The 23,319-nt window shown below is 69.0% G+C and carries 22 protein-coding genes; 9 read left to right on the top strand and 13 right to left on the bottom strand.

The genetic code is table 11. The features are described 5' to 3' along the window. Positions 1 to 94: 94 nt before the first annotated feature. The 4 genes from J2Y49_RS15115 (at position 95) to J2Y49_RS15100 (ending at position 5,204) form a co-directional block, all read left to right on the top strand. Entirely contained in the window at positions 95 to 934 is an 840-nt protein-coding gene (locus J2Y49_RS15115; protein ID WP_310115684.1) for an ABC transporter ATP-binding protein, read from the top strand. Further along, a complete protein-coding gene (locus J2Y49_RS15110; protein WP_310115683.1) occupies positions 931 to 1,917 on the top strand; it encodes an ABC transporter substrate-binding protein in 987 nt (328 codons plus the stop codon). Before J2Y49_RS15115 ends, J2Y49_RS15110 begins: the two co-directional genes overlap by 4 nt. Then, entirely contained in the window at positions 1,914 to 2,942 is a 1,029-nt protein-coding gene (locus tag J2Y49_RS15105) for an iron ABC transporter permease (RefSeq protein ID WP_310115682.1), read from the top strand. The genes J2Y49_RS15110 and J2Y49_RS15105 overlap by 4 nt, the downstream gene beginning before the upstream one ends. A 102-nt stretch (positions 2,943 to 3,044) precedes the next feature. Next, positions 3,045 to 5,204: a TonB-dependent siderophore receptor gene (locus J2Y49_RS15100; RefSeq protein WP_310115681.1), complete on the top strand. Its 2,160-nt coding sequence runs from the start codon at positions 3,045 to 3,047 to the stop codon at positions 5,202 to 5,204. 16 nt (positions 5,205 to 5,220) lie between these two features. Here J2Y49_RS15100 and J2Y49_RS15095 read toward each other — a convergent pair whose 3' ends face one another. The 10 genes from J2Y49_RS15095 to J2Y49_RS15050 all read right to left on the bottom strand — a co-directional run bounded on the left by J2Y49_RS15095 (position 5,221) and on the right by J2Y49_RS15050 (position 15,281). Further along, a complete protein-coding gene (locus J2Y49_RS15095; protein ID WP_310115680.1) occupies positions 5,221 to 5,874 on the bottom strand; it encodes a response regulator in 654 nt (217 codons plus the stop codon). Positions 5,875 to 5,879: 5 nt separating this feature from the next. Continuing rightward, positions 5,880 to 7,553: an ATP-binding protein gene (locus J2Y49_RS15090; protein ID WP_310115679.1), complete on the bottom strand. Its 1,674-nt coding sequence runs from the start codon at positions 7,551 to 7,553 to the stop codon at positions 5,880 to 5,882. A gap of 46 nt (positions 7,554 to 7,599) precedes the next feature. After that, the gene (locus J2Y49_RS15085; protein WP_310115678.1) at positions 7,600 to 8,586 is read right to left on the bottom strand and encodes an AraC family transcriptional regulator; all 987 of its coding nucleotides are present in this window, start codon (positions 8,584 to 8,586) and stop codon (positions 7,600 to 7,602) included. Between the two features lie 304 nt (positions 8,587 to 8,890). Next, the gene (locus J2Y49_RS15080) at positions 8,891 to 9,697 is read right to left on the bottom strand and encodes an alpha/beta hydrolase (protein ID WP_310115677.1); all 807 of its coding nucleotides are present in this window, start codon (positions 9,695 to 9,697) and stop codon (positions 8,891 to 8,893) included. Between the two features lie 90 nt (positions 9,698 to 9,787). Next, the gene (locus tag J2Y49_RS15075) at positions 9,788 to 10,300 is read right to left on the bottom strand and encodes a DUF305 domain-containing protein (protein ID WP_310115676.1); all 513 of its coding nucleotides are present in this window, start codon (positions 10,298 to 10,300) and stop codon (positions 9,788 to 9,790) included. A gap of 76 nt (positions 10,301 to 10,376) precedes the next feature. Next, complete coding sequence (locus tag J2Y49_RS15070) at positions 10,377 to 11,363, bottom strand: alpha/beta hydrolase (protein WP_310115675.1); 987 nt, start codon at positions 11,361 to 11,363, stop codon at positions 10,377 to 10,379. Positions 11,364 to 11,380: 17 nt separating this feature from the next. Continuing rightward, positions 11,381 to 11,989: an XRE family transcriptional regulator gene (locus tag J2Y49_RS15065; protein ID WP_310115674.1), complete on the bottom strand. Its 609-nt coding sequence runs from the start codon at positions 11,987 to 11,989 to the stop codon at positions 11,381 to 11,383. Between the two features lie 257 nt (positions 11,990 to 12,246). After that, positions 12,247 to 12,615: an HPF/RaiA family ribosome-associated protein gene (locus J2Y49_RS15060; protein ID WP_310115673.1), complete on the bottom strand. Its 369-nt coding sequence runs from the start codon at positions 12,613 to 12,615 to the stop codon at positions 12,247 to 12,249. Positions 12,616 to 12,812: 197 nt separating this feature from the next. Next, a complete protein-coding gene (locus J2Y49_RS15055) occupies positions 12,813 to 13,901 on the bottom strand; it encodes a putative sulfate exporter family transporter (protein WP_310115672.1) in 1,089 nt (362 codons plus the stop codon). Positions 13,902 to 14,063: 162 nt separating this feature from the next. Next, on the bottom strand, positions 14,064 to 15,281 hold the full coding sequence (locus tag J2Y49_RS15050; RefSeq protein WP_310115671.1) for an AAA family ATPase: 1,218 nt from the start codon (positions 15,279 to 15,281) through the stop codon (positions 14,064 to 14,066). 175 nt (positions 15,282 to 15,456) lie between these two features. On the opposite strand from J2Y49_RS15050, the gene J2Y49_RS15045 reads away from it, so the two are divergent. Then, positions 15,457 to 16,431, top strand: a complete 975-nt coding sequence (locus tag J2Y49_RS15045) for an MBL fold metallo-hydrolase (protein WP_310115670.1) — start codon at positions 15,457 to 15,459, stop codon at positions 16,429 to 16,431. Between the two features lie 41 nt (positions 16,432 to 16,472). On the opposite strand, the gene J2Y49_RS15040 is transcribed toward J2Y49_RS15045, so the two are convergent. Further along, complete coding sequence (locus J2Y49_RS15040) at positions 16,473 to 17,459, bottom strand: aldo/keto reductase (protein ID WP_310115669.1); 987 nt, start codon at positions 17,457 to 17,459, stop codon at positions 16,473 to 16,475. A gap of 165 nt (positions 17,460 to 17,624) precedes the next feature. Between J2Y49_RS15040 and J2Y49_RS15035 the strand changes: the two genes are divergently transcribed. After that, entirely contained in the window at positions 17,625 to 18,758 is a 1,134-nt protein-coding gene (locus J2Y49_RS15035) for a hypothetical protein (RefSeq protein WP_310115668.1), read from the top strand. Between the two features lie 22 nt (positions 18,759 to 18,780). Here J2Y49_RS15035 and J2Y49_RS15030 read toward each other — a convergent pair whose 3' ends face one another. Beyond that, positions 18,781 to 19,266: an Lrp/AsnC family transcriptional regulator gene (locus J2Y49_RS15030; RefSeq protein ID WP_310115667.1), complete on the bottom strand. Its 486-nt coding sequence runs from the start codon at positions 19,264 to 19,266 to the stop codon at positions 18,781 to 18,783. Positions 19,267 to 19,378: 112 nt separating this feature from the next. Between J2Y49_RS15030 and J2Y49_RS15025 the strand changes: the two genes are divergently transcribed. Continuing rightward, the gene (locus tag J2Y49_RS15025; protein ID WP_310115666.1) at positions 19,379 to 20,275 is read left to right on the top strand and encodes an EamA family transporter; all 897 of its coding nucleotides are present in this window, start codon (positions 19,379 to 19,381) and stop codon (positions 20,273 to 20,275) included. A gap of 15 nt (positions 20,276 to 20,290) precedes the next feature. Here the strand turns inward: J2Y49_RS15025 and J2Y49_RS15020 are convergent, their stop codons facing one another. After that, positions 20,291 to 21,052, bottom strand: a complete 762-nt coding sequence (locus J2Y49_RS15020; RefSeq protein WP_310115665.1) for a DeoR/GlpR family DNA-binding transcription regulator — start codon at positions 21,050 to 21,052, stop codon at positions 20,291 to 20,293. A gap of 285 nt (positions 21,053 to 21,337) precedes the next feature. Here J2Y49_RS15020 and deoC point away from each other — a divergent pair, with 285 nt between their 5' ends. Both deoC and J2Y49_RS15010 read left to right on the top strand, forming a co-directional pair. Then, on the top strand, positions 21,338 to 22,009 hold the full coding sequence (gene deoC, locus J2Y49_RS15015) for a deoxyribose-phosphate aldolase (RefSeq protein WP_310115663.1): 672 nt from the start codon (positions 21,338 to 21,340) through the stop codon (positions 22,007 to 22,009). 183 nt (positions 22,010 to 22,192) lie between these two features. Then, positions 22,193 to 23,239 (top strand): autoinducer 2 ABC transporter substrate-binding protein, encoded by a 1,047-nt coding sequence (locus J2Y49_RS15010; protein WP_310115662.1) that lies wholly within the window; start codon positions 22,193 to 22,195, stop codon positions 23,237 to 23,239. Positions 23,240 to 23,319: the final 80 nt, after the last annotated feature.

Below are 23,319 nucleotides of genomic sequence, written 5' to 3'. Positions count from 1 at the left end.
TTGCCACCGCACGTCCGGATTCCGCGCCGGATTGCCCGCGTGTTCCGCAATGCGTCCGCCTCGACCCTCCCGCCCACAACGGCAGGATGCACGGATGACGCCAGCGCCTTCCCCTACACAGGCACCCCACCCCCGCCGGATCCACGCCGTCTCGGTGGAGGGGCTGAGCTGCGAACTGGCCGCCCGCAAGGTCCTGTCGGACATCGGATTTTCCGTTCCGCACGGGGCTATCCTCGGCATTCTCGGACCGAACGGCTCCGGCAAGACCACGCTGCTGCGCTGCCTTGCCGGCCTGCAGGCGCCCTCCGCCGGGCAGGTACGCATCGACGGCGCCGATCCGCGCGCCCTGCGCCCGGCAGAGCTTGCCCGCCGGCTGGCGCTCCAGGCACAGGACTCCGCCGCCGCACTCGGCTTCACCGTGCGCGACGTGGTCGGCATGGGCCGGCTGGTCCACCGCCGCTCGGTCTTCTCGGCAAGCGGGGTGGAGGATCGCGCCATCGTCGAGGATGCGCTGGCCCGGCTGGAACTGGAGGCGCTGGCCGAGCGGCCGGTCGAACACCTGTCGGGCGGCGAGCGGCAGCGGGTGATGATCGCCCGCGCCCTGGCGCAACGCCCGCGCATCCTGCTGCTGGACGAGCCGACCAACCATCTGGACATCCAGCACCGCTTCGCCGTCCTCGATCTGGTGCGTTCGCTGGGCATCACCGTCGTGATGACGCTGCACGACATCGAACTGGCGGCGCGCTGGTGCGACCGCCTGCTGTTGCTGAAGGACGGCCGCCTGCAGGCAGACGCTGCGCCGGAAGAGGCGCTGACGGCGGAGCGGCTCACCGCCGTCTACCGGGTCGCCGCCGCCGTGGACCGCCGCCCGTGCGACGGCCGGCTGCGCATCGACCTGTCACCGCTGGCGCCGAACCGACTGGACCTCGCATGACCCCGGTCCCGTTCCGCCCCATTGTGCGCAGCGCCCTGCTCGCCGCCGGGCTTGCGCTGCCTTTCGCTTCCGCCCAGGCGCAGAGCCATCCGGTCGAGGTCGCCAACTGCTTCGAAACCGCCCGGTTCGACGCTCCTCCCAAGCGGCCGATGGTCCATGACGTCAACATGACGCAGACCATGCTGGATCTCGGGTTGGCGGACCGGCTGGTCGCGGTGTCCGGCATCGCCGGGGCCGAACGCCACCTGATCGCACCGCCGGGTGTGGTCGCCGCCCTGCCCCAGTTGCCCGACCGCGCCCCGACGTTGGAAGCGGTGCTGGCCGCCGACCCAGATTTCCTGTTCGCCGGATGGAGCTATGGCTTCAACGAGGCTCGCGGCCTCACCTCGGCCCGCCTTGCGGAGATGGGCGTCGCCACCTACACGCTGCGGGAAAGCTGCATCCGCATCGGCCCGCGCGAGCCGATCGGCATGGAGACGCTTTACGCCGACCTGCTGGCGCTGGGCCGGATCTTCGGCATCGCCGACCGGGCGGAGGCCATGGTCGCCGACTTCCGCCGCCGCGTCGCCGCGGTCACCCGGCTGACCGGCACCACCGCACAGCGGCCGCGGGTGATGTATTGCGACGATTGCCACACCGACGACGCCCCGCTGTCGGTCGGCCGCGAAGGCATGACCAGCCTGCTGATGGATCTGGCCGGCGGCCGCAACATCTTCGACGACATCGCCGACAGCTATGTCCGGGTCAGTTGGGAGGAGATGGCGCGGCGCGACCCGCAATGGATCATCGTCAGCGACCACCGCATCCCGGCCGAAGCCGCCATCCGCTACCTGCTGTCCGCCCCGCAGCTGGCCGATGTGGAGGCTGTGCGCAAGCGGCAGTTCATCGTCCTGACCTATGCCGAACAGACCCCGTCGACGCGCAACGTCGATGCACTGGAGCGGATCGTGCGGACGCTGCACCCGGAGCTGTTCACGCCATGAACAGCTCCCGCGCGTTGCGTCTGTGCCTGGTGCTGGCCGCCGCCCTGATCCTGTCGCTGGTCGCCGCGGTCGGCTTCGGCGCCGCCCGCATCCCAGTCGCCACGGTCTGGTCGGTCGTCTCGCACGAGCTTTGGCCGGCGGCCTTCCCGGCGCAGGGCTTCGGCCGGGCGGAGCGCAACATCGTCTGGGAATTGCGGCTGCCGCGCGTTCTGCTGGGCGCGCTGGCCGGCGCCGGGCTGGCGGCGGTGGGGGCGGTGCTGCAGGTGGTGACGCGCAACCCGCTGGCCGACCCCTACCTGTTCGGCGTGTCGGCCGGCGCGTCCGTCGGGGCGGTGAGCGTCATCCTGTTCGCCAGCGTGGTGGCTGGAACGTTGAGCCTGCCGGCCGCCGCCTTCCTCGGCGCGCTCGCCGCCATGCTGGCGGTCTTCGCCGCCGCGCGCGGACGTGACGGCAGCGTGACCGGCGAGCGGCTGGTGCTGACCGGCGTCGCGGTCGCCTTCGTCCTGCACGCCGTCACCAACACCCTGATCGTCGCGGCGGCGGACCGCAGCGCCGATGCCGCGCTGTTCTGGATGATGGGCGGCTTCGGCACCGCGCGCTGGAGCGTCCTGCCGGCGCCAGCCCTGCTGACGCTGTGCGGGCTCGGCTGGCTGTGGCTGCGGGCCGAGACGGTCAACACGCTGGCGCTCGGCGACGATGCGGCCCGCTCGCTCGGCACCGATCCGCAGCGGCTGCGGCTGGAGTTGTTCGTCGTCACCGCGCTGATGACCGGCGCGCTGGTGTCCGCCTGCGGCGGCATCGGCTTCGTCGGGCTGGTGCTGCCCCACATCGCGCGCCTGCTGGTGGGCGGGCATCTGCGGACGCTGCTGCCGGTGGCGGCCCTCGGCGGGGCCTTGCTCCTGCTGTGGGTGGATGTCGCCGCACGGACGCTGTTCGCCCCGCGCGAGATCCCCGTCGGCGTGGCCACGGCCCTAGTCGGCGGCGCCTTCTTCCTGTGGCTGATGCGCCGCCGCTCAGACCCGTAAAGTCCGGAGCGCCCTCTTGGGAAAACCCGAACCGACCTCGAAGGACCGCCTTCGCGGATCGCCTTTCCATGCCCTTTTCCAAGTCAAACTGGAGGATCATCGATGCCGCCTGCCCGTTCCCGCCGCCATCGCCGCCGGCCCGCTCCACTGGCGACGCTGTTCCTGGTCGCGGCCTCCGTCGCACCTGCGACCGCCAGTGCCGAGGACAGCGACGCGCCGCTCACGCTGTCCCCCGTCACGGTGACCGGCCGTTCCACGGACGCGGCACCCGCCGGGCTGGCGCTCGACCGGCCGAACAGCGGCGGCAGCCGGCTGGACCTCACCCCGCTGGAAACCCCGGCCAGCATCGAGGTGATCTCCGGCCGGACCATCCGCGACCGCGGCCAGACCAGCGTGACGGAAGCCGTCACCCAGAACGCCACCGGCTTCACCACGCTGGCTGCGCCCGGCAATGGCGGCACGTCGCTGGCGACGCGCGGCTTCGCCGGCCACGGCTCGGTGATGCAGTTGTATGACGGCACACGGCTCTATGTCGGGTCGGGGACCGTCACCTTCCCCTTCGACACATGGTCGACGGAGCGGATCGAGGTGCTGCGCGGCCCCGCTTCCGTCCTCTATGGCGAGGGGGCCATCGGGGGCGTCGTCAATGTGGTGCCCAAGCGGCCGACGCCGGGGTTCCGCAACGAGGCGATGGTCGCCATCGGCACCGACGGCACACGGCGCGCCGCGGCGGGCAGCGGCGGTCCGGTCAGCGAAAAGCTGTCCTACCGGCTGGATGTCGGCGGCAACCGCTCCGACGGCTGGGTGGACCGCGGCGACAACAAGTCACTCGCCGTTTCCGGCGCCGTGAAGCTCCAGGCGACGCCGGACCTCGCCGTCACCCTGTCCAACGACTACGGAGACCAGCAGCCGCAGGAGTATTTCGGAACGCCGCTGATCGCCGGCCGGCTCGACCGCGCGCTGCGGCACCGCAACTTCAACGTGGCCGACGGCGAGATCCGCTATCGCGACAACTGGACCCAGATGAAGGCCGAATGGGCGGTGTCCGACGCGCTGACCCTGCGCAACACCGCCTATCACCTGACCAGCCACCGCCATTGGAAGAATGTGGAAAGCTACGCCTGGAACGCCGCCAACCGGCGGGTGCTGCGTGACAGCTACATCGAGATCTACCACGACCAGAGGCAAGTCGGCGACCGCTTCGACGCGACGTGGCGCAGCAGCCTCTTCGGCATGAAGAACGAGCTGGTCGGCGGCTTCGACCTGAACCGGATCGAGTTCACGCACGCCAACAACTCGCCCTATGGCGGCTCCAGCACGGTCGATCCGTTCGACCCGGTGCCCGGCCTGTTCCTCAACAGCGCCGGCACCACCCCGCGCAGCCGGTCTCGCACCCGCCAGTATTCGCTGTTCGCCGAGGACCGGCTGTCGCTGACGCCGCAGCTGTCGCTGGTCGGCGGCATCCGCCACGACGCGCCGACCGTGGAGCGCCGGGATCTGGTGACGGGAACGAGCTACACCAAGGACTTCCGCGCCACCAGCTGGCGGACCGGCGCCGTGTACGAGGTGATGCCCGGTCTGGCTCTCTACGGCCAGTACGCCACCGCCGTCGATCCGGTCGGAAACCTAATTTCGCTGTCGCCGACGCAGAAGGATTTCGACCTGTCCACCGGCCGGCAGGTCGAGATCGGCGTCAAGCAGTCTTTCCTTGAACTACGCGGCGAGTGGACGCTGGCCGCCTATCGCATCGTCAAGGACAAGCTGCTCACCACCGATCCCAACCGGCCCGGCGTGACGATGCAGGTCGGCCGGCAATCGTCGCGGGGGCTGGAGGCATCCCTGTCGCTCGGCCTGTGGGAGGGCGTGCGGGTGGACGTCAACGGCGCGTTGCTGCGGGCCAAGTATGACGACTTCACCCAGTCCGTCTCGGGCCGCGCGGTGTCCTATGCCGGCAATGTACCGACCGGCGTGCCGGAGCGCACCGCCAATGTCTGGGCCAACTGGGCCTTCCTGCCGGACTGGGAGGTGCGGGCCGGCCTGCAATATGTCGGCAAGACCTACGCCGACGCCGCCAACAGCAGCGTTCGGCCGGCCTACACCGTCGTCAATGCCGGGCTCGACTACCGGCCGACCGGCAACACCAAGCTGAGCCTGCGCGCCTTCAACCTGTTCGACGAGGTCTATGCGGTGGCCGGCAGCACGAACAGCTGGGTGCTCGGCCGCCCGCGCTCGGCCGAACTGGCCTTCTCGATGACCTTCTGACCTCCGGCGCCGGCCGTCATTCCTCCGGGGGCAGCATCTCCGCCTTGCGGACGAGGTCGGCGACCGAGCGGACCTGCATCTTCCGCATCACCTTGCCGCGGTGGAGCTTCACCGTCACCTCGCTGATGCCGAGATCGCCGGCGATCTGCTTGTTCAGCCGGCCCTTGACCACCGCGGCCATCACCTCGCGCTCCCGCGGGGTCAGGGTCGCGGCCTGCGCCTCGACCGTCATGGCGGCGGTCCGTTCGCGCCGCCGGGCACGGTCGCGGGCGATGGCGGCCTCCACCGCGTCCAGCATGTCCTGGTCGCGGAAGGGCTTGATCAGGAAATCCATCGCCCCGGCCTTCATCGCCCGCACCGACATCGGCACGTCGGCGAAGCCGGTCATGAAGACGATGGGCAGCGCGATGCCCAGGCTTTCCAGCCTCGTCTGGAACTCCAGCCCGCCCAGGCCGGGAAGCCGCACGTCGAGGATCAGGCAACCCGGCCGGTCGGGAACCGCCGCCGCCAGCAGTTCGGCCGTGCTGCCGAAGGCGCGGCTTTCGACGCCGACGGACCGCAGCAGGTCGACCACCGCCTCCCGCATGCCGCCATCGTCGTCGACGACGAGAACCAGCGGATCGTCCTTGGTCAAAGAAGGGGCCTGTTGCGCGGCGGGTGGCGGCGGCATGGCGGTCAGTCCTCTCTTGCCGGCGCCAGCGGCGCGACTGGCGATTGGGTGGACGGCAATGGGGTGGATGGCGATGGGATGGATGGCGGGGTCGAGGCTGCGGGAATGGTGAACTCGAACACCGCGCCGCCCTCCGCATGGTTGTGAACGCTCAGCGTGCCGCCACAGGATTCGACCGTGGAGCGGCAGATCGACAGCCCCATGCCCATGCCGTCCGGCCGGGTGGTGAAGAAGGGATCGAACAGGCGGGCGCGGCTGCCCTCGTCGATGCCCCGGCCGCGGTCGCGCACGGAGACCCGCACCTGCGGCATGCCCTGGATGTCCTCGGGACTATCGACGGTCACGGTCAGGTCGCGCCGAGGGCTGCCGGCTTCCGCCATCGCGTGCAGGCCGTTGGTGACGAGGTTGATCACCACCTGCTGCAGCCCCACCCGGCTTCCCCGCACCGGCGGAACGTCGGCGGCGAAGTCGGTGGACAGGACCGCCGTGGCGGCCGACAACTCGCGCTCCAGCAGCAGCGACACCTCCTCCACCAGTTGGCGCAGGTCGATGGTCTCGTCGCAGCGGGCGTCCTTGACCAGCATGCCGCGGGTCCGCTGCACGATCTCGGCGGCCCGCTTGCCGTCGCGGATCATGCGGTCCACCGCCTTGGCGGCGGTGTCGATGTCTGGCGGGTCGCGGCGCAGCCAGCGCAGGCAGGCCTGCGCGTTCAGCACGATGGCGCCCAGCGGCTGGTTCAGCTCGTGGGCTATGGAAGCGGACAGGGCGCCCAGCGTGGCGGCGCGCGCGGCGCGGGCGAGTTCCGCCTGGGCGGCCAGCAGCGCCTCCTGCGTGCGTTCGCGCTGGGTGATGTCGACGATGCCGACCACGACCTGATCGAAGCCGATCCCGTCGTCGGGAAAGCTGATGCCGAGCAGCACGGTCCGGACGCGCCCGTCGGCGGCGATCAGCTGCGCCCGGCCTTCGAACCGGTCGCGCCCTTCCCAAAGCGCCAGAAGGGCTTGCGGCATCGCCGGGTCGTCTTCGGGCAGGAAACGTTCGAGCGGCCCCAGCACCTCCGTCCGATCGGCCGCACCCAGCAGTTCGAGGGTGGCGTCGTTGACGTTGGTGGTGACGATCAGCGCCCCCATCTGCCGCGCCCAGCCGGGATTGGCCTGCGCGTGGGCGGCAAGGTCCGTCACGCCATCGGCCCGCAGGGCGTCGAGCGCCGCCATAACGGCGGTGAAGTCCTGCTCCCACAGGGAAACGCGCGCCTGCTCGAACATGCTGCGGTAACGCTTCTCGCTGCGCGCCAGCGCCCCGTTGGCCCGCACCAGCAGCGCCCGGGACTCATGGTCGCGCACCAGCAGCGCGCCGGTGATCAGGATGGCAGACAGCGATACGCCGCAGCGCAGCAGCGCCGACAGGTCCATGTCCTGCCAGTGGGACAGCAGGAAGGACAACACCGCCAGCAGCCCGCAGCCGGCCGCCACCCGCAGGATGCCCCGCCGCGACAGGGTGGTCGCCGCCAGGAGAAGCACCAGGACATAGAGGACAGCGATGGCGCTCTCGATGTCGGTGAAGGTGTCGATGACGAACACCGCAAGCGCCAGCGGAATCGCCAGGATGCCGAGCCGGCGCTCGTTCGGCCGCCCGGCCATAGGTGAACCGCCCGGCACCGCCCCTCCGCCCGCTCCCATGCGTCCGCCTCCAGCCCCCGCGCTGTGCCGTTCCGTTTCCAGCAGCCTAAATGCGGGCGGCGCCCGCTTCTTGAAGGATCTGGCGATGAGTTGACGGATCTGAACAGGCCGCCGCCTTGACCTGCCTTGCCGGCGTCGCCGCATTGCGGTTCCGCCAGGCGCGGGGGGAGACGCCGACGAGGCGGCTGAAGGTGCGGGTGAAATGGCTCTGGTCGGCGAAGCCGCAGGCGAGCGCCACGTCGGCCAACGTTTGGGCTCCGTCGCGCATCAGTGTCTTTGCATGGTCGATCCGCCGCTGCAGCAGCCACTGATAGGGGGTGGTGTTGGCGGTGCGTCGGAAGGCGCGGACGAAATGGCCGACGGACAGCCGGCATTCGGCGGCGAGGTCGGCCAGCCGGATTTCCCCGTCCAGGTTGGCCGCGATCATCTCCTTCACCCGCTTTTCCTGCCAGGGCGCCAGCGTGCCGCCGCTCCTGACCTCGTTGGTCCGGCCATAGGCGGTGACCAGATGGGTCGCCAGCGCCGAGCAGAGATGGTCATGGAACAGCAGGCTGATCCGCTCCGGAAAGGCCAGCGCCGGCAGCATTGCGGAGGCCAATGCGGTGACAGTCGGGTCCTTCACCGGGCGGCTGGGCTCGATTGCCAGATCCTCCAGCCGGCTGCCGCGGACATCCGGACAGACGCTTTCCAGCAGAGAGCGGGGAAGATGGAAGGTCAGCGTGTCGAAGGCCGAATGCATGTGGCAGTCGATGGTGCGGCGGTAATCGTGGATTGTGGTCAGCCCTGCTATGTTGGCGGGCTTTTCCACCAGCACGCCGTCGACCCGGACATCGGACCGGAAGTTCGACAGGTGATGGCTCACCAGGAACGCATCCTCGGATTCGGGACTGCTGAAGCGGCCGATGCCGGCGCTCTGGCAACGGACCCGCGCGACCCCCACCGTTCCACGGGGCGACCGAAGGACCAGCACCTCGGGCTTTTCCGGCATCGGGACGTAGCGCAGGTGGAGATTGCTCTGAAAGGCCGTGGCCATGGGTGTCTCCGTGGGCTTGCGTGCAGGCTGCCGCTTCCGTCATCCGGAAGACCGGCGGGCGAGCCATGTCGGAACGGCCGGCTCGGCCCCCGACTTGCCTGCACACAGGGTAGGCGCGGCCACATGCCGCACACCACTAGACACAGATAAACCGCGGCAGTGTTTAGGTGGAGTGTCCCTAGACCTTGGTTTAGGTTCTTACCTGTCGGTGTGAACTTTCTGCTGAGACGACACTAAATTAGCAAAGAACGCACAAGCGTCGTCACGTGCCCGCCCATGGCGCGCCGCTGCCGGCCTGCGAACCTTACGGCAGGTGGCGGGTCAGCGCGTCGATCACCGTTCCGGGGGCCGACATGTGGGGCAGATGCCCCGACGCGTCGAGCAGCTCGAAGACGCTGCCGGCCAGATGGTCGCGCAGATACTCCGCCGCTTCCCGGGTTACCGCGGGGTCCTCGCGCGTCTGGAGGACGACCGCCGGCACCGTCACCTCGGGCAGACGGCTGCGGAGGTCGCTGTTCAGAATGGTCAATAGAAGCGACAGGGCCATGTCCGGACGCATAGCCCGCAGCGCGGCGACGAATTCCTGCACGGTCGGATCCTCCGCCGGGGCGGACACGACCAGCTGTCCGAATTGCGCGGTCCAGCGCAGGTAATCGCGGGTTGCGCCGTCGATCAGGCCGTCGATGTCCGCACGCTCGAACCCGCCGCGATAGCTGCCGATGTTGCGATAGCAGGCCGACGCCCCCAGCAGGACCAGCTTGCGGAACAGGCGGGGGGCCTTGACCGAGGCGAGCGCCACCACCATGCCCGCGGTCGAATGGCCGACGCAGACGCAGCGCTCCACCTTGAGGGCGCCGAGAACCGCGACGACGTCGCGGGCATAGGCGTCCAGCGTGCCGTAGCGGGCATGGTCGTAGTGGATCTGGTTGGCCGGCCCGACCCCTGCCAGATCGAAGGACAGGATGCGGTAGCGGTCCTTGAATACATCCACGACGTGGCGCCAAGCCGACTGTTCGGTTCCGAAGCCGGGAATGAGCACGAGCGTCTCATCCCCCGACCCGACGAGGGTGGCGTTATGCCGCTCCAGAATGACGCTGGCGCTTTCGATCATCTTCCGGGAGCCTGCTTAAAATAATGGCATATGCAACCATGATGTGCATCGCACGCGCAAGCAGGAACATCCGGTCCGGTGGGATTCACATCATTTCGGCGTCTTCGCAGCAGCCCCTTCATTCTGTGCCGGCTTGGCTGGACGCCGCTTCAGCCAATCCTGCAGTTGCGCGATCTCCCTGGTCTGGTCGGCGACGATCTTCTGGGCCAAGGCCCGGAGTTCCGGATCCTTGCCGTATTGCAGCTGGACCTTCGCCATGTCGATGGCTCCCCGGTGGTGGGACAGCATCATGCGCGCGAAATCCTGGTCGGCATCGCCGGTCATCGGCTTGCGCATGTCGCGGTTCATCTTGCGCATGCCGTCCATATAGGCTTGCGAGGCCGGATCTCGGGTCAACTGGTCCTGCGGCAGGTGATCGGAGGGCATGGCATCACCCTGTGCGTGGTCCTGGGCGTGCCCCTGCATCCGCTCATGCCCCGGCATCGCGCCGGAGCCCGGCCGGTTGGCGGACGGATTGGCGGGCTGGGCCAGGGCGGTGCCGGCGATGAGGGCCAGCGCCGCAGCGCAAGGTGCGAGAATGCGGCGGCATCGGGTGGTCGTCATGGTCTGCTCTCCCTTGGCATCGACGCCCCCTGTGTGCGGGCGCCTGGAGCAGACAACAGCCCATCCGATCGGTGGTTCACCGCAACAGGTGGCGGCGAACCTCCCCGGCGGCCAGGACAACCGCCCCTTCCGCCTTCCGGACATGGCGGGTCATGCCGGCAAAGGAATGGGGAAGCGTGCCGTGCAGCACCAGACGGTGCGGACTCCGCGCCATTTCCAGCCGTTGGGCAAGGTGCAGGCTGTCGTCGCGCAGACAGTCCAGCCCGGCCGCCGCCACATGCAGCGGCGGCAGCCCCTGCAGGTCGGCAAGCAGTGGGGCGGCGGCCGGATCGCGGGTGATCCCGCCATGGCCGAGATACTGCCGCCAGTACCAGCGCATCCGCTCCGTCGTCAGGCCGTAGCGCCCGCCACCGAAAAGCCGGTGCGACTCCGTGTCGAAGTCGTGGGCGAACATGCCGTAGAGCAGCATGCCGAAGGACAGCGGCGGTCCGGGCTCGTCCCGCGCGTCGAGCGCCAAGCCGAGCGCCAGGTTGGCCCCGGCCGAATCGCCGCCGACGGCGATCCGCTCCGGGTCCAGCCCATGGCCGGCACCATGCCTCACCACCCAGCGCAGGGCGGCCAGCGCCTCCCCCCGCTGATGGGGAAAGCGCTGTTCCGGGGCAAGGCTGTAGCCAACGGCACAGACCGCCGCACCGCTGTGCCGGGCCAGCAGCCGCAGCAGCCGGTCGTGGGTGTCGATGGAATTGAGAACGAAGCCCCCGCCATGGAAGTAGATCAGCACCGGCAGGGGATGGCCGGCCGCGCGATCGTCGTCGGCTGCCGGCCGGATCAGGCGAAGGCGCAGCGGACCGGCTGGGCCGTCTGTTTCGACCTCCCGCATATCGGCCGGAAGTGCCGGGCCGTTGAGGAAGAGATGGTAGCGTTCCGCCGCGGCGCGCGCCTCTGCCAGCGTCAGGCGCAGCGGATCGGCCGGCGCCAGCCCGGCGCGGGCGGCCAGTTCGCCCAGTGCGGCGACCTGGGGGTCGAGCGGATCGCGGTGAAGCGGCAGGAGGGTATCCGGCACCGGAGATTTCCCCATGCTCACAGGATGTAGGACATCACGAGATACAGCACCGCCTCGCCGTCGCCGGCATTGCGGTAGCGATGGGGAACGTCTGCCTCGAACAGGATCGAGTCGCCTTCCTCCAACCAGTGCTCGCCGTCGGCGGTGGTGACCTCGACCCGCCCGCGGCCGACCAGGATGTTCTCGACCGTGCCCGGGGAATGGCCGTCGGAGGCCTCGTCGGCGCCGGGCGACAGGCGAAGCTCATAGAATTCCACCTGCCGCTCTCCCTTGAGCGGGAACAGCGCGCGCGAGGTGAAGCGGCCGTCGCGGGAGGTCAGGTTGCGTTGCTCGGCCCGCCGGATCACCGTGGTCCCGGCGTCGCCGCCGGTGCTGAGCAGGCTGGAAAAGGACAAGTCCAGCGCCTTGGCGACAGTCCACAACGTGCCGATGTCGGGGCGGTGGCGTCCTTCCTCGATGGCCGTCAGCAGCGCCGGGTCCGTTCCGGACAACTGCGCCAGCCCATCCACCGACAGGCCCTGGCGTCGGCGGAAGCCGCGCAGATTCTCGCCGATCACGCCGACCAATTGATCGAACGAGGCCTGGTGGGAAGCGGGGGCAGGGGCGGGGGTGGTGCCGATCGTCATGGATCCATGCTCCTGCAACAGGAATGACCGGGGCGACGCGGACCGTGCCCGACGGTGGACGGCAGGATTGAACACCAGAAATGCCTATTCATCAAGTAGGAAAATGTGCTTTTTTCGTGTTGTTTGAGAGAGATTCTGGTTTATAAACAATTTTTTTATGTTCAAATGGTCCGAACAGCAAGAACGCCACGCCCGTCCGGGATGGTCGGACGGGCGTGGCGCTGGGCGGATAGACGCGGATATGCCGGACTGGGCGCTTACGACAGGGCAGCGTCGGGCGCCGGAGTATGGGACTTCACCTCGTGCCGGTGCCGCTCGGCGAAGCGTTCCAGGACACGGCGGGCGGCGTCGAAGGCATCGCGGATGGCCGCGTCGGCGGTTTCATGACCATGGCCGCCGGACTTGTCGCTGTGGACGACCAGTTCCTCGCCGGGGACGGTCAGGGCGATCTGGACGGTGAACTGCTTGCCCTGATGCTGGTGGCGGTGGGGAACCTCAAAGACCACGCGCTTGGCCAGGATGCGGCCGAAGAAACGGTCGAGCTTTTCGGCATGCTCGCGGATCAGATGCTCCAGGGCGGGAGACGGGTCGATGTTGCGGAAGGCGATCTGCAACGGTTGACGCATGTCCATACTCCTTGTTCGGCGCGCGGAATGGACCTGAACGGCCTCTCTCCCGCGGGGCCCGGCGCGACCCCCGGTGCCGCTGAAGGGGCTCGGGGGTGGCGGGGACTTGATGAGGTCAGGATCGCACATCTGAAAAATCACGCATTAATCTGGGTCAATGCGGCCTTCGGTTGCCGGATGTAGAATCCCGCCCGTTTTCAGGCCAGGCCGATCGCATGGATCAGGCCAAGGCTGACCGCGCCCAGCATGAGGAGGGAGAGGACGACCGCCGCGGTCACCCGCCCGCCCGCCCGCGCCACCGTCCGCACATCGACTCCCAGCCCGAGTGCCGCCATCGACACCACGGTCAGCAGCGTCGCCGCATGCCCCATCGGCACCAGGGCCGCCTGCGGAATGAGGTCGAGGGAGCGCAAGGCGATCATCGCCAGGAAGCCCTGGATGAACCACGGCACCAGATGATGGACGGGCGGCGTCGCAGAACGGCGGGTGCCCGGCGCATTCCCGTCGAGCCTCGGCGACAGCAGCGACAGCAGCAGGCAGACCGGCCCCAGCATCAGCACGCGCACCAGCTTCACCAGCGTGCCGACCTGAACCGCCGTGGTCCCCAGCGGGGCGGCGGCGGCGATCACCTGCGGCACGGCATAGACGGTCAGCCCCGCCAGCGCGCCATACTGCACGCCGCTGAGATGCAGCCCCAGGCCGACCAGGGGCAGGCCCAGCACGACCGCCACACCCAGCACGGCGGTGAAGGCGATGGAGGCGGCGACGTCGTCGCTGTCCGCATCGATCACCGGCGCCACCGCGGCGATGGCCGAATTGCCGCAGATGGCATTGCCGCAGGCGACCAGCAGCGCCATGCGCGGCGGCAGGCCGAGCAGCCGCCCGATCCCGAACCCCGCCGCCACCGCAACCAGCACCACGGCGGCGATGCCCAGCAGAAGGGCCGGCCCCGCCGCCAGGATGGTGGCGGCGCTGACCGTGGCGCCGAGCAGCACGACCGCCACCTCCAGCAGGATCTTGGCCGAGAAAGCGATGCCCGGCCGCCAGAACGCGGACGGAGCCCACATCGTGCGCAACACGGTCCCAATCAGGATGGCCAGCACCAGCGCCTCGATCCACGGCTCGCCGAACAGCCGCACCTCCCCCCAGACGGCGGCAAAGGCCAGCGCAGTGACCGCGGCGCAGAGGGCCACGCCAGGCAGAGCGGTGCGGATATGGGCTAGGACGAGGGTAAGGACGGGGCGTCCCGGCACCAGCCTCGCGGGTGCCACGGCGTCAGGGGGCATGGAAGAGGTCTCCAAAGGCGGTGCGGTCGGAGGCCGCGCACAGGACCGGAGGCGCCGAACCAACTCAGGCGCCTGCGGTCGCTGCCGCTCCGATGCAGTGACTATGGAGACCGCGACCGATCACATCCAACGCAAAAACCTGATGCGTTCGATCAGTTCAATTTATCGAGCGTTCGCTCGGTCCGGCAGGCAGTCGTCGAAATCCGGCAGCTGCCACGGTCCACCGAGCGCGGCATTGCGCAGCAGAAGCACCAGTTCGTCGCGCGACCGGGTGACGGCGGTGTAGAGCCAGCGCCAGCGGTGTTCCCGGAAGGCGGCGGAATCGTCCACCACCGTGACCGACGGGAATTCCGACCCCTGGGCGGCATGGCAGGTGATCAGCCACGCCCAATCATAGATCTGGATGTCCTTGCCCACCCGCGGCTGGACCATGCCCTCGGTATAATGGGCCTGGAACATCCAGGGATGGACCATCAGCTTGCCGCGGGACCGCACCTCGTCCTCCATCTGCACGCCTAGCGACCACAGGCCGGCGTCGCGCCCCTGGGCCTCGGCCGCGGGACGGGTCAGCGAGCCGATCATCCCGTTGTAGAGCCCCTCGTCCTTCTGGTTGCGCCGGCAGATGACGCGCTCCCCCGCCTGCGGCATCATCGACTCATGGCCGAGAAGCGAGCGCATCCGCTTGGTGTAGGTGGTGCGGACGCGATGGGTGCCGCAGATCGCCTGCGACGAGGGACGCATCACCAGGGACTGGGTGCTGCGCTCCAGCGGCAGGACATGGACCTTGCCGACGGCGCCGAAGCGGCGCGGCATCTCCTGCCGGCGCAGCAGGTGGGCGAGCCGGATGACCGGGCTTTCCCGCGCGGTGCGGTGCGGCTCGGTCAGGCGGAAATCGGGCTCGCCGCTGGTGAACAGGCCCTGGCCGGAGACCGGCGGCAGTTGATAGTCGTCGGCGATCACCAGGATCTTCTTTTCCGTCCGCAGAAGGTCGCGGGCCACGTCGTCGCCGATCATCGACCCCTCGTCGCAGACGATCAGGTCGGCATCGGCAATCGGGCCGTCGCTGCGGCGGGCGAAGAACAGCTCGCCGGTGTCGCCGTCCTTGCGCGGGGCGTAGAGCAGCGAGTGCAGGGTCGCCGCCCCCTCGATCCCCTTCTGGCGCAGGACCTGCGCGGCCTTGCCGGTCGGCGCGCCGACCACATAATCCGTCAGCCGACGGCGTTCCTGCAGATGCTCCAGCACGAAGGCGGTGGTCTTGCTCTTTCCCGTTCCCGCCTCTCCGGCAAGCCAGAAGACCTGCGGCGCCTGGTCGTCCGTATACCATGCATCGATCGCCTGGATCGCGCGGTGCTGCTCGTCGGTCGGCGTATCGGATTGCATTGGGTCCAAACCGGGATCAAACCATGAATCAAGGCGGCACAGTAGCCTGCCCGGCCGCCCGCGGTCCAGTGGCGATCAGCCTCGATGCCGATTTGCAGCCCCCCCTTTCAAGCGTGAACCCGACTGCGCACATGGTGTGTCCCCCCTCGCTCTCACTGAAGAGGATCAGTCCGGCATGCGCAATCCCTACTGGCAAGGCCCCGTCTCCTCGAACTTCGACGGGGTGCGCTTCTTCAATCCGGGAGAGCCGGACACCGACCGCTCGCTGCGCCAGCTGCTGCGCTGGCAGTTCGGCCGCCGGAAGGTCAAATGGCCGGGCGAGGTGCCGGTCACTCCGGCCATGCCGGAACCGAGTGTCGATGCGCTGCGCGTGACGGTGGTGGGGCATGCGACGGCGCTGATCCAGGCGCCGGGTCTGAACATCCTGACCGATCCGGTCTGGTCGGAGCGGGCGAGCCCGGTGCGCTTCGCCGGGCCGAAGCGGGCGACGGCGCCGGGCATCCGGTTCGACGACCTGCCGAGGATCGACGCCGTTCTGCTGTCGCACAACCATTACGACCATATGGACATCGACACCCTGCGGCCGCTGCATGAGCGCGACCGGCCGCTGGTCGTCACGCCGCTCGGCAACGACACCATCCTGCACAGGCATATTCCCGGAATAAGGACTGCGGTCGGCGACTGGTGGAGCCGGTTCGAGCTTGCCGCGGGCGCGGAGGTCCACATCGTACCGGCCAACCATTGGTCGTCGCGGACGGTGCGCGACCGGCGGATGGCGCTGTGGGGCGGCTTCCACCTGCGCACGCCAGCCGGCACGCTCTATTTCGCCGGCGACACCGGCTATGGCACCGGGGCGGCCTTCAAGGCGATCCACCGGCGGCTGGGCGGCTGCGACCTCGCGCTGATCCCCATCGGCGCCTACGATCCGCGCTGGTTCATGTCCGCCCAGCATTGCGACCCGGAGGAAGCGGTGCGGATCATGCTGGACGTCGGGGCGCGGAAGGCCGTCGGCATCCATTGGGGCACCTTCGCCCTGACCGACGAGGCGCGCGAGGAGCCGCCCGAGCGGCTGCGCGCCACGCTGGCCGGCCATGGCATCGAGCCCGGCCGGTTCGAGGCGGCCTTCCCTGGAATGGTGGTGAGCGCCTGACGGGCCGGCGCTCACCGGTCATCCCATCAAGCCGGACACCATCATGCCGGAGTCGGCGCCTGTTCCGGCAGGACGCCCGACGCCTTCAGCTCCCGCCAGAAATCGGCGGGGACCGGCTGGGCCATCAGCTGGACGTTCTCGTGCACCCGCGCCGGGTTCTTGGTGCCGGGAATGACCGAGGCGACCACCGGATGGGCGGCGCAGAACTGCAGGGCCGCCGCGCGCAGGTCGACGCCATGGCGGCCGGCGATCTCCGCCAGACGGTCGCGGGCGGCGACCTTGTCGGATGATGCCTCCTGATACTCGAAGGTCTTGCCGCCGGCGATGATGCCGGAATTGTAGGGGCCGCCCACGACCACATGCACGCCGCGCTCCCCGCAGCGCGGAAACAGCTCGTCCAGCGCCGGCTGGTTCAGCAGGCTGTAGCGGCCGGCCAGCAGGAAGACGTCCGGGTCGGCGCGCTCCAGCGCCATGACGCAGGGCTCCACCCGGTTGACGCCCAGGCCCCAGGCGCGGATCACCCCCTCCTCACGCAGTCGGGTGAGCGCCACGGCGGCCCCCGTCATGGCGGTGTCGAACACCTCCAGCCAGCGGTCGCCATGGGCGTCCTCGGCGCAGTCATGGATATAGGCGATGTCGATGCGCGCCATGCCCAGCCGCTGCAGGCTGTCCTCGATCGACCGGCGAACGCCGTCGGCGGTGTAGTCGTAATCGACGCGGAAGGGCAGCCCCTTCACGAAGGGGCCATGGCGTCCGCCCTTGCTCTGGTCCGCGCGGAGCAGCCGCCCGACCTTGGTGGACAGCACGAACTGGTCGCGCGGGCGGTTGCGCAGCACATGGCCGAACCGGTGCTCCGAAATGCCCGGACCATATTCGGGAGCCGTGTCGAAATAGCGGATCCCGGCGTCCCAGGCGGCGTCGAGCGTGGCTTCGGCGATGTCGTCCGCCACCTCCTCGAACATGTTGCCCAGGGGAGCGCCACCGAAGCCGAGCGGGCCGGGCGGAGCGAAATGCGCGCTGTTTGGCATGGGAAACCTCATCATGTCCGGCGTCCTTGCCGCTGGGCGGGGCGCCGATGCCTTTGGATGCCCATCGTCAACAGCGCCGTTCGCAAGGCCGTTCCGCCTGCGCTTGAAGACCGTTTCGGCGACGACTAGCTTGGTAGGGTGAAGCGGCATGGGACCAGGGCGCACATGGCGGCGAAGGGCCAGAACGGACACAGGGCGGCCGGACCGAAGGAAAGCGCGGAGATCCTTGCCGAAGCCCGCCGCATCGTCGCCGCCGATGACCGGAGCGCTCTGGCGCCGACCGCATCGCTGGCCGAACTGGTCGAAGCCCTCGCCGATACTTTCGACGAGAGCTATACGGCCGAGCGGGTGCTCTCCCTGCTTGCCCCCGCCCACCGCAGAAGTTTGACCAGCCGCTTCGCCGAACCCGATGAATCCGGCGGTGCGGAGGTCTGGTTGCCGGCGGATGTGCTGGACAGGCTGCGGATCATCGCCGACAGCCCCTTGGATGCGATCCGCACCCTGCTGGACAGTGGACGCGGCCTGCCGGAGCCGGGCAGCGAGGAGCATTGCCGCAACCGTCGCTGCGCGCCGCGCATCCTCCTGTCGGATCCCGGCGGCTGGCAATGCGGCACCTGCGGGCTGAGCGGGCGCACCGACTTGGCCCCCAACCCGATCGTCGCACAGCGGCTGTCCGACCAGCGCAGCCGCATCGCCGACCTCCACGCGCTGACCGCCGGACTCTACGAGGGCTGGGGAGCCGGCGAGCGTTTCACCGCCGCCGATGCCACGGCACAGCGGCCGCTCGGCAACCGGACCGACCGCGACCGGCTGAAGGCCATGCTTGCCGACCTCGTGCAGGAAGGGCTGATCGAAGAGGCGCCGGGCCCGCGCGGCGGCGCCGGCTACCGCGTGCTGGAGGAACCGCCCGACTGGATCGCCGACACCATGGCGGAGCGCCGCCGCCAGCGCGAAGCCGAGGCCCGTGTCCGCGAAGAACGCGCCTCCCAACTGCGCCGGGTGCTGGAAAATGGGCTGACCCATACGACGCTGTCCGGGGAGCTGGTGGAGATCGCCCAGAACGACCGCGGCCTTGAGCTGCGCTTCCCGTCCATTCCGTCCTGGGAGCTGCGGGAGGAGATGAAGCGGCAGGGCCAGTGCCGGTGGGACGGCCGCCGCCGGCGCTGGTGCCGGATGTCCCCGGTCACCGGCGTGGAACCCTGGCTGGCCGCGGCGCTGGACGCCGGGGCAACGGTTGCTCCGCTCGGCACCGCCGACCCGGACGCCGAGGATTGGGGCTATGAGGATTGGGACGACTGAGCGGCCAAACGGCGCAAACGCTCTAAACGTCCACCTCCAGCGTGACCTTCACCGGGTCGAGCACCACCAGGGTCTGGAAGGACTGCACCAGCTCGTTGTCGGCGAACAGGCGGCGCGACAGCACCTCGTAGCTTGCCATGTCCGGGACCAGCAGGATCAGGATGAAGCTGGCACGGCCGGTGACCAGATAACACTGCTGCACCTCCGGCGCCTCGCGGAACAGGCGCTTGGCGGCGGCGATGACGGGAGAGCGGTCGTTGACCGTCTGGACCTCCACCACCACGGTCACGCCCTGGCCGACGCTGCCCGGATCGACCACCGCGACGTTGCGGCGGATGATGCCTGCCGCCTCCATTCGGGCGATGCGGCGCTGCACCGCCGGGGCTGAGAGATTGACCGCCTCGCCAATGGCCCGCTGCGAGGTCTTGTTGTCGCGCTGGAGGATGCGCAGGATTGCGCGGTCCTGGTCGTCGAGCTGGTCCGGCGGCCGAGCGGTTGTTGAGCGCATGGGGGCTCTTGCGAAATAACGATGCGTCGATGGGGCGAAACTTAAGCGCTCAGCGCCGCAACGTCACAGTATCTTTTCGTTCGACCCCAGTCCCGATCCGGAGCCCCTGAGCGTGGCGAACGCCTCCACCGACCCGACGACCGCCGGCAGGACGGAGCCCGCGGCGCTTCCCCTGCTTCTCCTGCTGGCCTCGCTGCTGTCGCAGTATGTCGGCGCCGCATCGGCCAAGTCGCTGTTCCCGCTGGTGGGGGCGGAAGGGGTCACGGCGCTGCGGGTCGGGCTGTCGGCGCTGATGCTGGCGGCGATCCTGCGGCCTTGGCGCAACCGACCCGGCCGCGGGGATCTGCGCAACCTGCTGGTCTATGGCATGACGCTGGGGGCGATGAACCTGTCGATCTATCGCGCGATGGAGCTGATCCCCATCGGCATCGCCATCGCCATCGAGGTGACCGGGCCGCTGGCGGTGGCGCTGCTCGGCTCCCGCCGGCTGAAGGACTTCCTGTGGATCGCCTGCGCCGCGGCCGGGCTCGCCCTGCTGCTGCCCCTGCAACAGGCGGCGACCGCGCTCCATCCGCTCGGCGTCGTCTATGCGGCGGCGGCGGCGCTGTGCTGGGCACTCTACATCGTGTTCGGCAAGCGCGCGTCTTCCCTGCCCGGCGGACAGGCGGTGGCCTGGGGCATGCTGGTCGCCGCCAGCTTCACGGTGCCGCTGGGGGTCGCCCATGCCGGCGGCGGATTGCTGGTCCCGTCCGTGCTGGCGGTCGGCCTCGCCGTGGCGGCGCTGTCCAGCATGCTGCCCTACACGCTGGAGATGATGGCGCTCCGCCGTCTGCCCGGCCCAGTGTTCGGCCTCGCCGTCAGCGCGTCGCCGGCGGTGGCGGCGTTGATCGGCTTCCTGATGCTGGGCGAACGGTTGAGCTGGGTGCAGTGGGCGGCCATCGCCTGCATCATGTGCGCGTCCGCCGGCAGCGCGCTGGGCAAGGCGGCGGGCGACGCCAAGTCGGGTTGATCGGCGTCCGGCGGCTCAGGCCGGCACGATGCGGACCCCCGCTGCGGTGAGCCGCCCTGCCCGCTCGTCATCAAGGCCGCGGTCGCAGCACAGGATGTCGAAGCTGTCGAGCTTGGCGAAGAAGGCCGGCTTCACCTGATCGAACTTGCTGGTGTCGATCACCAGGGCCTTGGTGACGGCATTGGCGATGGCGGTCTGCTTGATCTCCACCTCGTGGAAGTTGGAGCAGCTGATTCCCAGCGACTCGTGCACGCCGCCGGCCGAGATGAAGGCGGTGTTGATGCCGATGCCGCGCAGCATCTCCAGGGACTCGGGGCTGGAGAAGGACGCCGACGAGGCGTGATAGAGGCCGCCCAGCATGACCACGCGCACGCCCGGCTTCTTGCAGACGATCTCCGCGATGTTCATGGCGTAGCAGACCACCGTGATCTGGCTGTCGGCCGGGATGCGGCTGGCGAGATGGGTGGTGGTGGTGCCGCAGTCGATGAAGACCGTCTCGCCAGGTTTCAGCAGGGTCGCCGCCGCTTCGCAGGCGGCTCGCTTCATCTCGATATGGGCGTCGCGCTCCCGGTCCAGCATGTAGCCCATGCCGCCGCTGCTCTCCAGCCCGCCGGCGATGTAGCCGCCGAGATAGGCGAAGCGCCCGCCGCAGGACGCGATGTCGCGCCGCACCGTCATCTCGGAGACGCCCAGCAGCCGGGCCGCGTCCTTCAGCCGAAGATAGCCGCCGGCATCCAGCGCAGTCTGTAACCGGTCGAGGCGATCGGCCCTTCTCATCGACATATCCGCATCCCGTAGCGCTTCCGCCCAGCCAGCTCCGCCCTTCGCGGGCACGGCCGCAGCCTACAATCCCAACGGGTTAATCCCAATGGCGCGATGCCCGGAACGGCATGGCCGTAGCCAAACTCACAATCGCATGCATTGATCTTGACACACTGCGCGGCAGCGTGAAACTATCCTTTCAGAAAATGTTAGGATGTTAACATCAGCACGCGAGATGTTGGCATCCCGGCGACAATCGAGGAGAGGCCCGGCGAAAAGGGGCTCCCCGGGAGGACCAAGATGCCCGTTCCCAGCGTCCCGACGGAGTCGGCCGGTCTGGCTCCGTTCATCGACCACACCATCCTGCGCCCGGACGCCCAGCCCGCCGATGTCGAGCGGCTGTGCGACGAGGCGCGCGCGCATGGCTTCAAGGCTGTCTGCGTCAATCCGATCTTCATCCCGCTGGTGACGGAGCGGCTGGCCGGATCGCCGGTGGCGCCCTGCGCCGTGATCTGCTTCCCCTTCGGCGCCGATCCCACGGCGATCAAGGCCGACGAAGCCGAATGGGTGGTCCGCCACGGCGCCCGCGAGGTCGACATGGTGATCCCCATCGGCCTGCTGAAGGCCAGCAGGACTTCGGAAGTCCGCGACGACATCGCAGCGGTCAAGCGCGCCTGCGGCGACGCCCTGCTGAAGGTCATCATCGAGACCTGCCTGCTCACCGACGACGAGAAGATTCTGGCCTGCCGCCTGTCGCAGGAGGCCGGGGCCGATTTCGTCAAGACCTCCACCGGCTTCGCCGGGGGCGGCGCCACCGTCGAGGATGTGGCGCTGATGCGCCGCACCGTCGGCGAGGAGATGGGCGTCAAGGCATCGGGCGGCGTGCGGACGACCGAGGATGCCCGCCGCATGATCGCGGCCGGTGCCTCGCGCATCGGCGCCAGCGCCAGCGTGGCGATCGTCGGCGGTTGACGCCGCGGGCCCACGCCGCACAGCGTGCCGGTCGGGCGGGTGTTCCGTCCGTCCCAGCCGGCACGGCATCACCAAAAACGGAACGCGCAGGGGGTGGCAAACACCCCGGCGGCGCACGGTGGGGCGTGGCTATTCGCACTCCACCTTGCGGCGCACATCGCCTGCCATGGGAGTCACGCCAACATGAAGAAGTTGCTGTCTTCGCTCATCGTCGCCGCGTCGCTGGTCGCCGGGCCGGCGGTGGCCGCCGATCCGGTTCCGACCCCGGATGCCGTCAAGACGCTGAAGTCCGACGCCACCAAGAAGAAATACTCCATCGCTACCGTGGTGAAGGTCGACGGCATCGCCTGGTTCGACCGCATGCGCGACGGCGTGAAGCAGTTCGCCGGCGACACCGGCCACGACACCTGGATGGTCGGGCCGAGCCAGGCCGACGCGGCGGCGCAGGTCCAGCTGGTCGAGAACCTGATCGCCCAGGGCGTGGACGCCATCGCCATCGTCCCCTTCTCCGTCGAGGCGGTGGAGCCGGTGCTGAAGAAGGCGCGCGACCGCGGCATCGTGGTGATCGCGCATGAAGCGTCGAACATCCAGAACGCCGACTATGTGCTGGAGGCCTTCGACAACTTCGCCTACGGCGCCAAGTTGATGGAAGTGCTGGGCAAGGCGATGGGCGGCGAGGGCAAGTATGTCTGCACCGTCGGCAGCCTGACCTCGAAGTCGCAGAACGAATGGATCGACGGCGCCATCGCCTACCAGAAGCAGAACTTCCCCAAGATGCAGATGGTGACCAACCGTCTGGAAACCTATGACGACGCCAACACCGACTATAACAAGCTGAAGGAAGTCCTGACGACATATCCGGATCTGAAGGGCATCATCGGCGGCCCGATGCCGACCTCGGCCGGCGCCGGCCGTCTGGTGGCCGAACGCGGTCTGAAGAACAAGCTGTTCTTCTCCGGCACCGGTCTGGTTTCGGTCGCCGGCCAGTATCTGGCCCAGGGCGACATCCAGTACATCCAGTTCTGGGATCCCGCGGTCGCCGGCTATGCCATGAACATGATGGCGGTGATGGCGCTGGACGGGAAGAAGGACCAGATCAAGGCCGGCCTGAACCTCGGCCTGCCCGGCTACACAAACCTGACCACGCCGCAGGGCGCCAAGGCCAACCTGCTGTACGGCCAGGGCTGGGTCGGCGTGACCAAGGAAAACATGGACGCCTACGACTTCTGATGACCTGAAGGCGGCCGCCGGCGGTCCATAAAGGCTGCCGGCGTCCGTGTCTTCATCCTTATCCTCGAACCGCCGGGCGG

The organism is Azospirillum sp. BE72, assembly GCF_031455875.1.
Classification (GTDB): Bacteria; Pseudomonadota; Alphaproteobacteria; order Azospirillales; family Azospirillaceae; genus Azospirillum.
This window is presented reverse-complemented; position numbering and strand designations above follow the sequence as displayed.

What these genes read in the sequence shown, in the direction of transcription:
- J2Y49_RS15100 (WP_310115681.1), top strand. Translation starts at nt 3,045, where the DNA reads ATGCCGCCTGCCCGTTCCCGCCGCCATCGCCGCCGGCCCGCTCCACTG.
- J2Y49_RS15060 (WP_310115673.1), bottom strand. Translation starts at nt 12,615, where the DNA reads ATGCGTCAACCGTTGCAGATCGCCTTCCGCAACATCGACCCGTCTCCC.
- J2Y49_RS15010 (WP_310115662.1), top strand. Translation starts at nt 22,193, where the DNA reads ATGAAGAAGTTGCTGTCTTCGCTCATCGTCGCCGCGTCGCTGGTCGCC.
- J2Y49_RS15040 (WP_310115669.1), bottom strand. Translation starts at nt 17,459, where the DNA reads ATGCCAAACAGCGCGCATTTCGCTCCGCCCGGCCCGCTCGGCTTCGGT.
- J2Y49_RS15065 (WP_310115674.1), bottom strand. Translation starts at nt 11,989, where the DNA reads ATGACGATCGGCACCACCCCCGCCCCTGCCCCCGCTTCCCACCAGGCC.
- J2Y49_RS15030 (WP_310115667.1), bottom strand. Translation starts at nt 19,266, where the DNA reads ATGCGCTCAACAACCGCTCGGCCGCCGGACCAGCTCGACGACCAGGAC.
- J2Y49_RS15115 (WP_310115684.1), top strand. Translation starts at nt 95, where the DNA reads ATGACGCCAGCGCCTTCCCCTACACAGGCACCCCACCCCCGCCGGATC.
- J2Y49_RS15075 (WP_310115676.1), bottom strand. Translation starts at nt 10,300, where the DNA reads ATGACGACCACCCGATGCCGCCGCATTCTCGCACCTTGCGCTGCGGCG.
- J2Y49_RS15085 (WP_310115678.1), bottom strand. Translation starts at nt 8,586, where the DNA reads ATGGCCACGGCCTTTCAGAGCAATCTCCACCTGCGCTACGTCCCGATG.
- deoC (WP_310115663.1), top strand. Translation starts at nt 21,338, where the DNA reads ATGCCCGTTCCCAGCGTCCCGACGGAGTCGGCCGGTCTGGCTCCGTTC.
- J2Y49_RS15035 (WP_310115668.1), top strand. Translation starts at nt 17,625, where the DNA reads ATGGCGGCGAAGGGCCAGAACGGACACAGGGCGGCCGGACCGAAGGAA.
- J2Y49_RS15105 (WP_310115682.1), top strand. Translation starts at nt 1,914, where the DNA reads ATGAACAGCTCCCGCGCGTTGCGTCTGTGCCTGGTGCTGGCCGCCGCC.
- J2Y49_RS15110 (WP_310115683.1), top strand. Translation starts at nt 931, where the DNA reads ATGACCCCGGTCCCGTTCCGCCCCATTGTGCGCAGCGCCCTGCTCGCC.
- J2Y49_RS15020 (WP_310115665.1), bottom strand. Translation starts at nt 21,052, where the DNA reads ATGAGAAGGGCCGATCGCCTCGACCGGTTACAGACTGCGCTGGATGCC.
- J2Y49_RS15055 (WP_310115672.1), bottom strand. Translation starts at nt 13,901, where the DNA reads ATGCCCCCTGACGCCGTGGCACCCGCGAGGCTGGTGCCGGGACGCCCC.
- J2Y49_RS15050 (WP_310115671.1), bottom strand. Translation starts at nt 15,281, where the DNA reads ATGCAATCCGATACGCCGACCGACGAGCAGCACCGCGCGATCCAGGCG.
- J2Y49_RS15045 (WP_310115670.1), top strand. Translation starts at nt 15,457, where the DNA reads ATGCGCAATCCCTACTGGCAAGGCCCCGTCTCCTCGAACTTCGACGGG.
- J2Y49_RS15095 (WP_310115680.1), bottom strand. Translation starts at nt 5,874, where the DNA reads ATGCCGCCGCCACCCGCCGCGCAACAGGCCCCTTCTTTGACCAAGGAC.
- J2Y49_RS15080 (WP_310115677.1), bottom strand. Translation starts at nt 9,697, where the DNA reads ATGATCGAAAGCGCCAGCGTCATTCTGGAGCGGCATAACGCCACCCTC.
- J2Y49_RS15090 (WP_310115679.1), bottom strand. Translation starts at nt 7,553, where the DNA reads ATGGGAGCGGGCGGAGGGGCGGTGCCGGGCGGTTCACCTATGGCCGGG.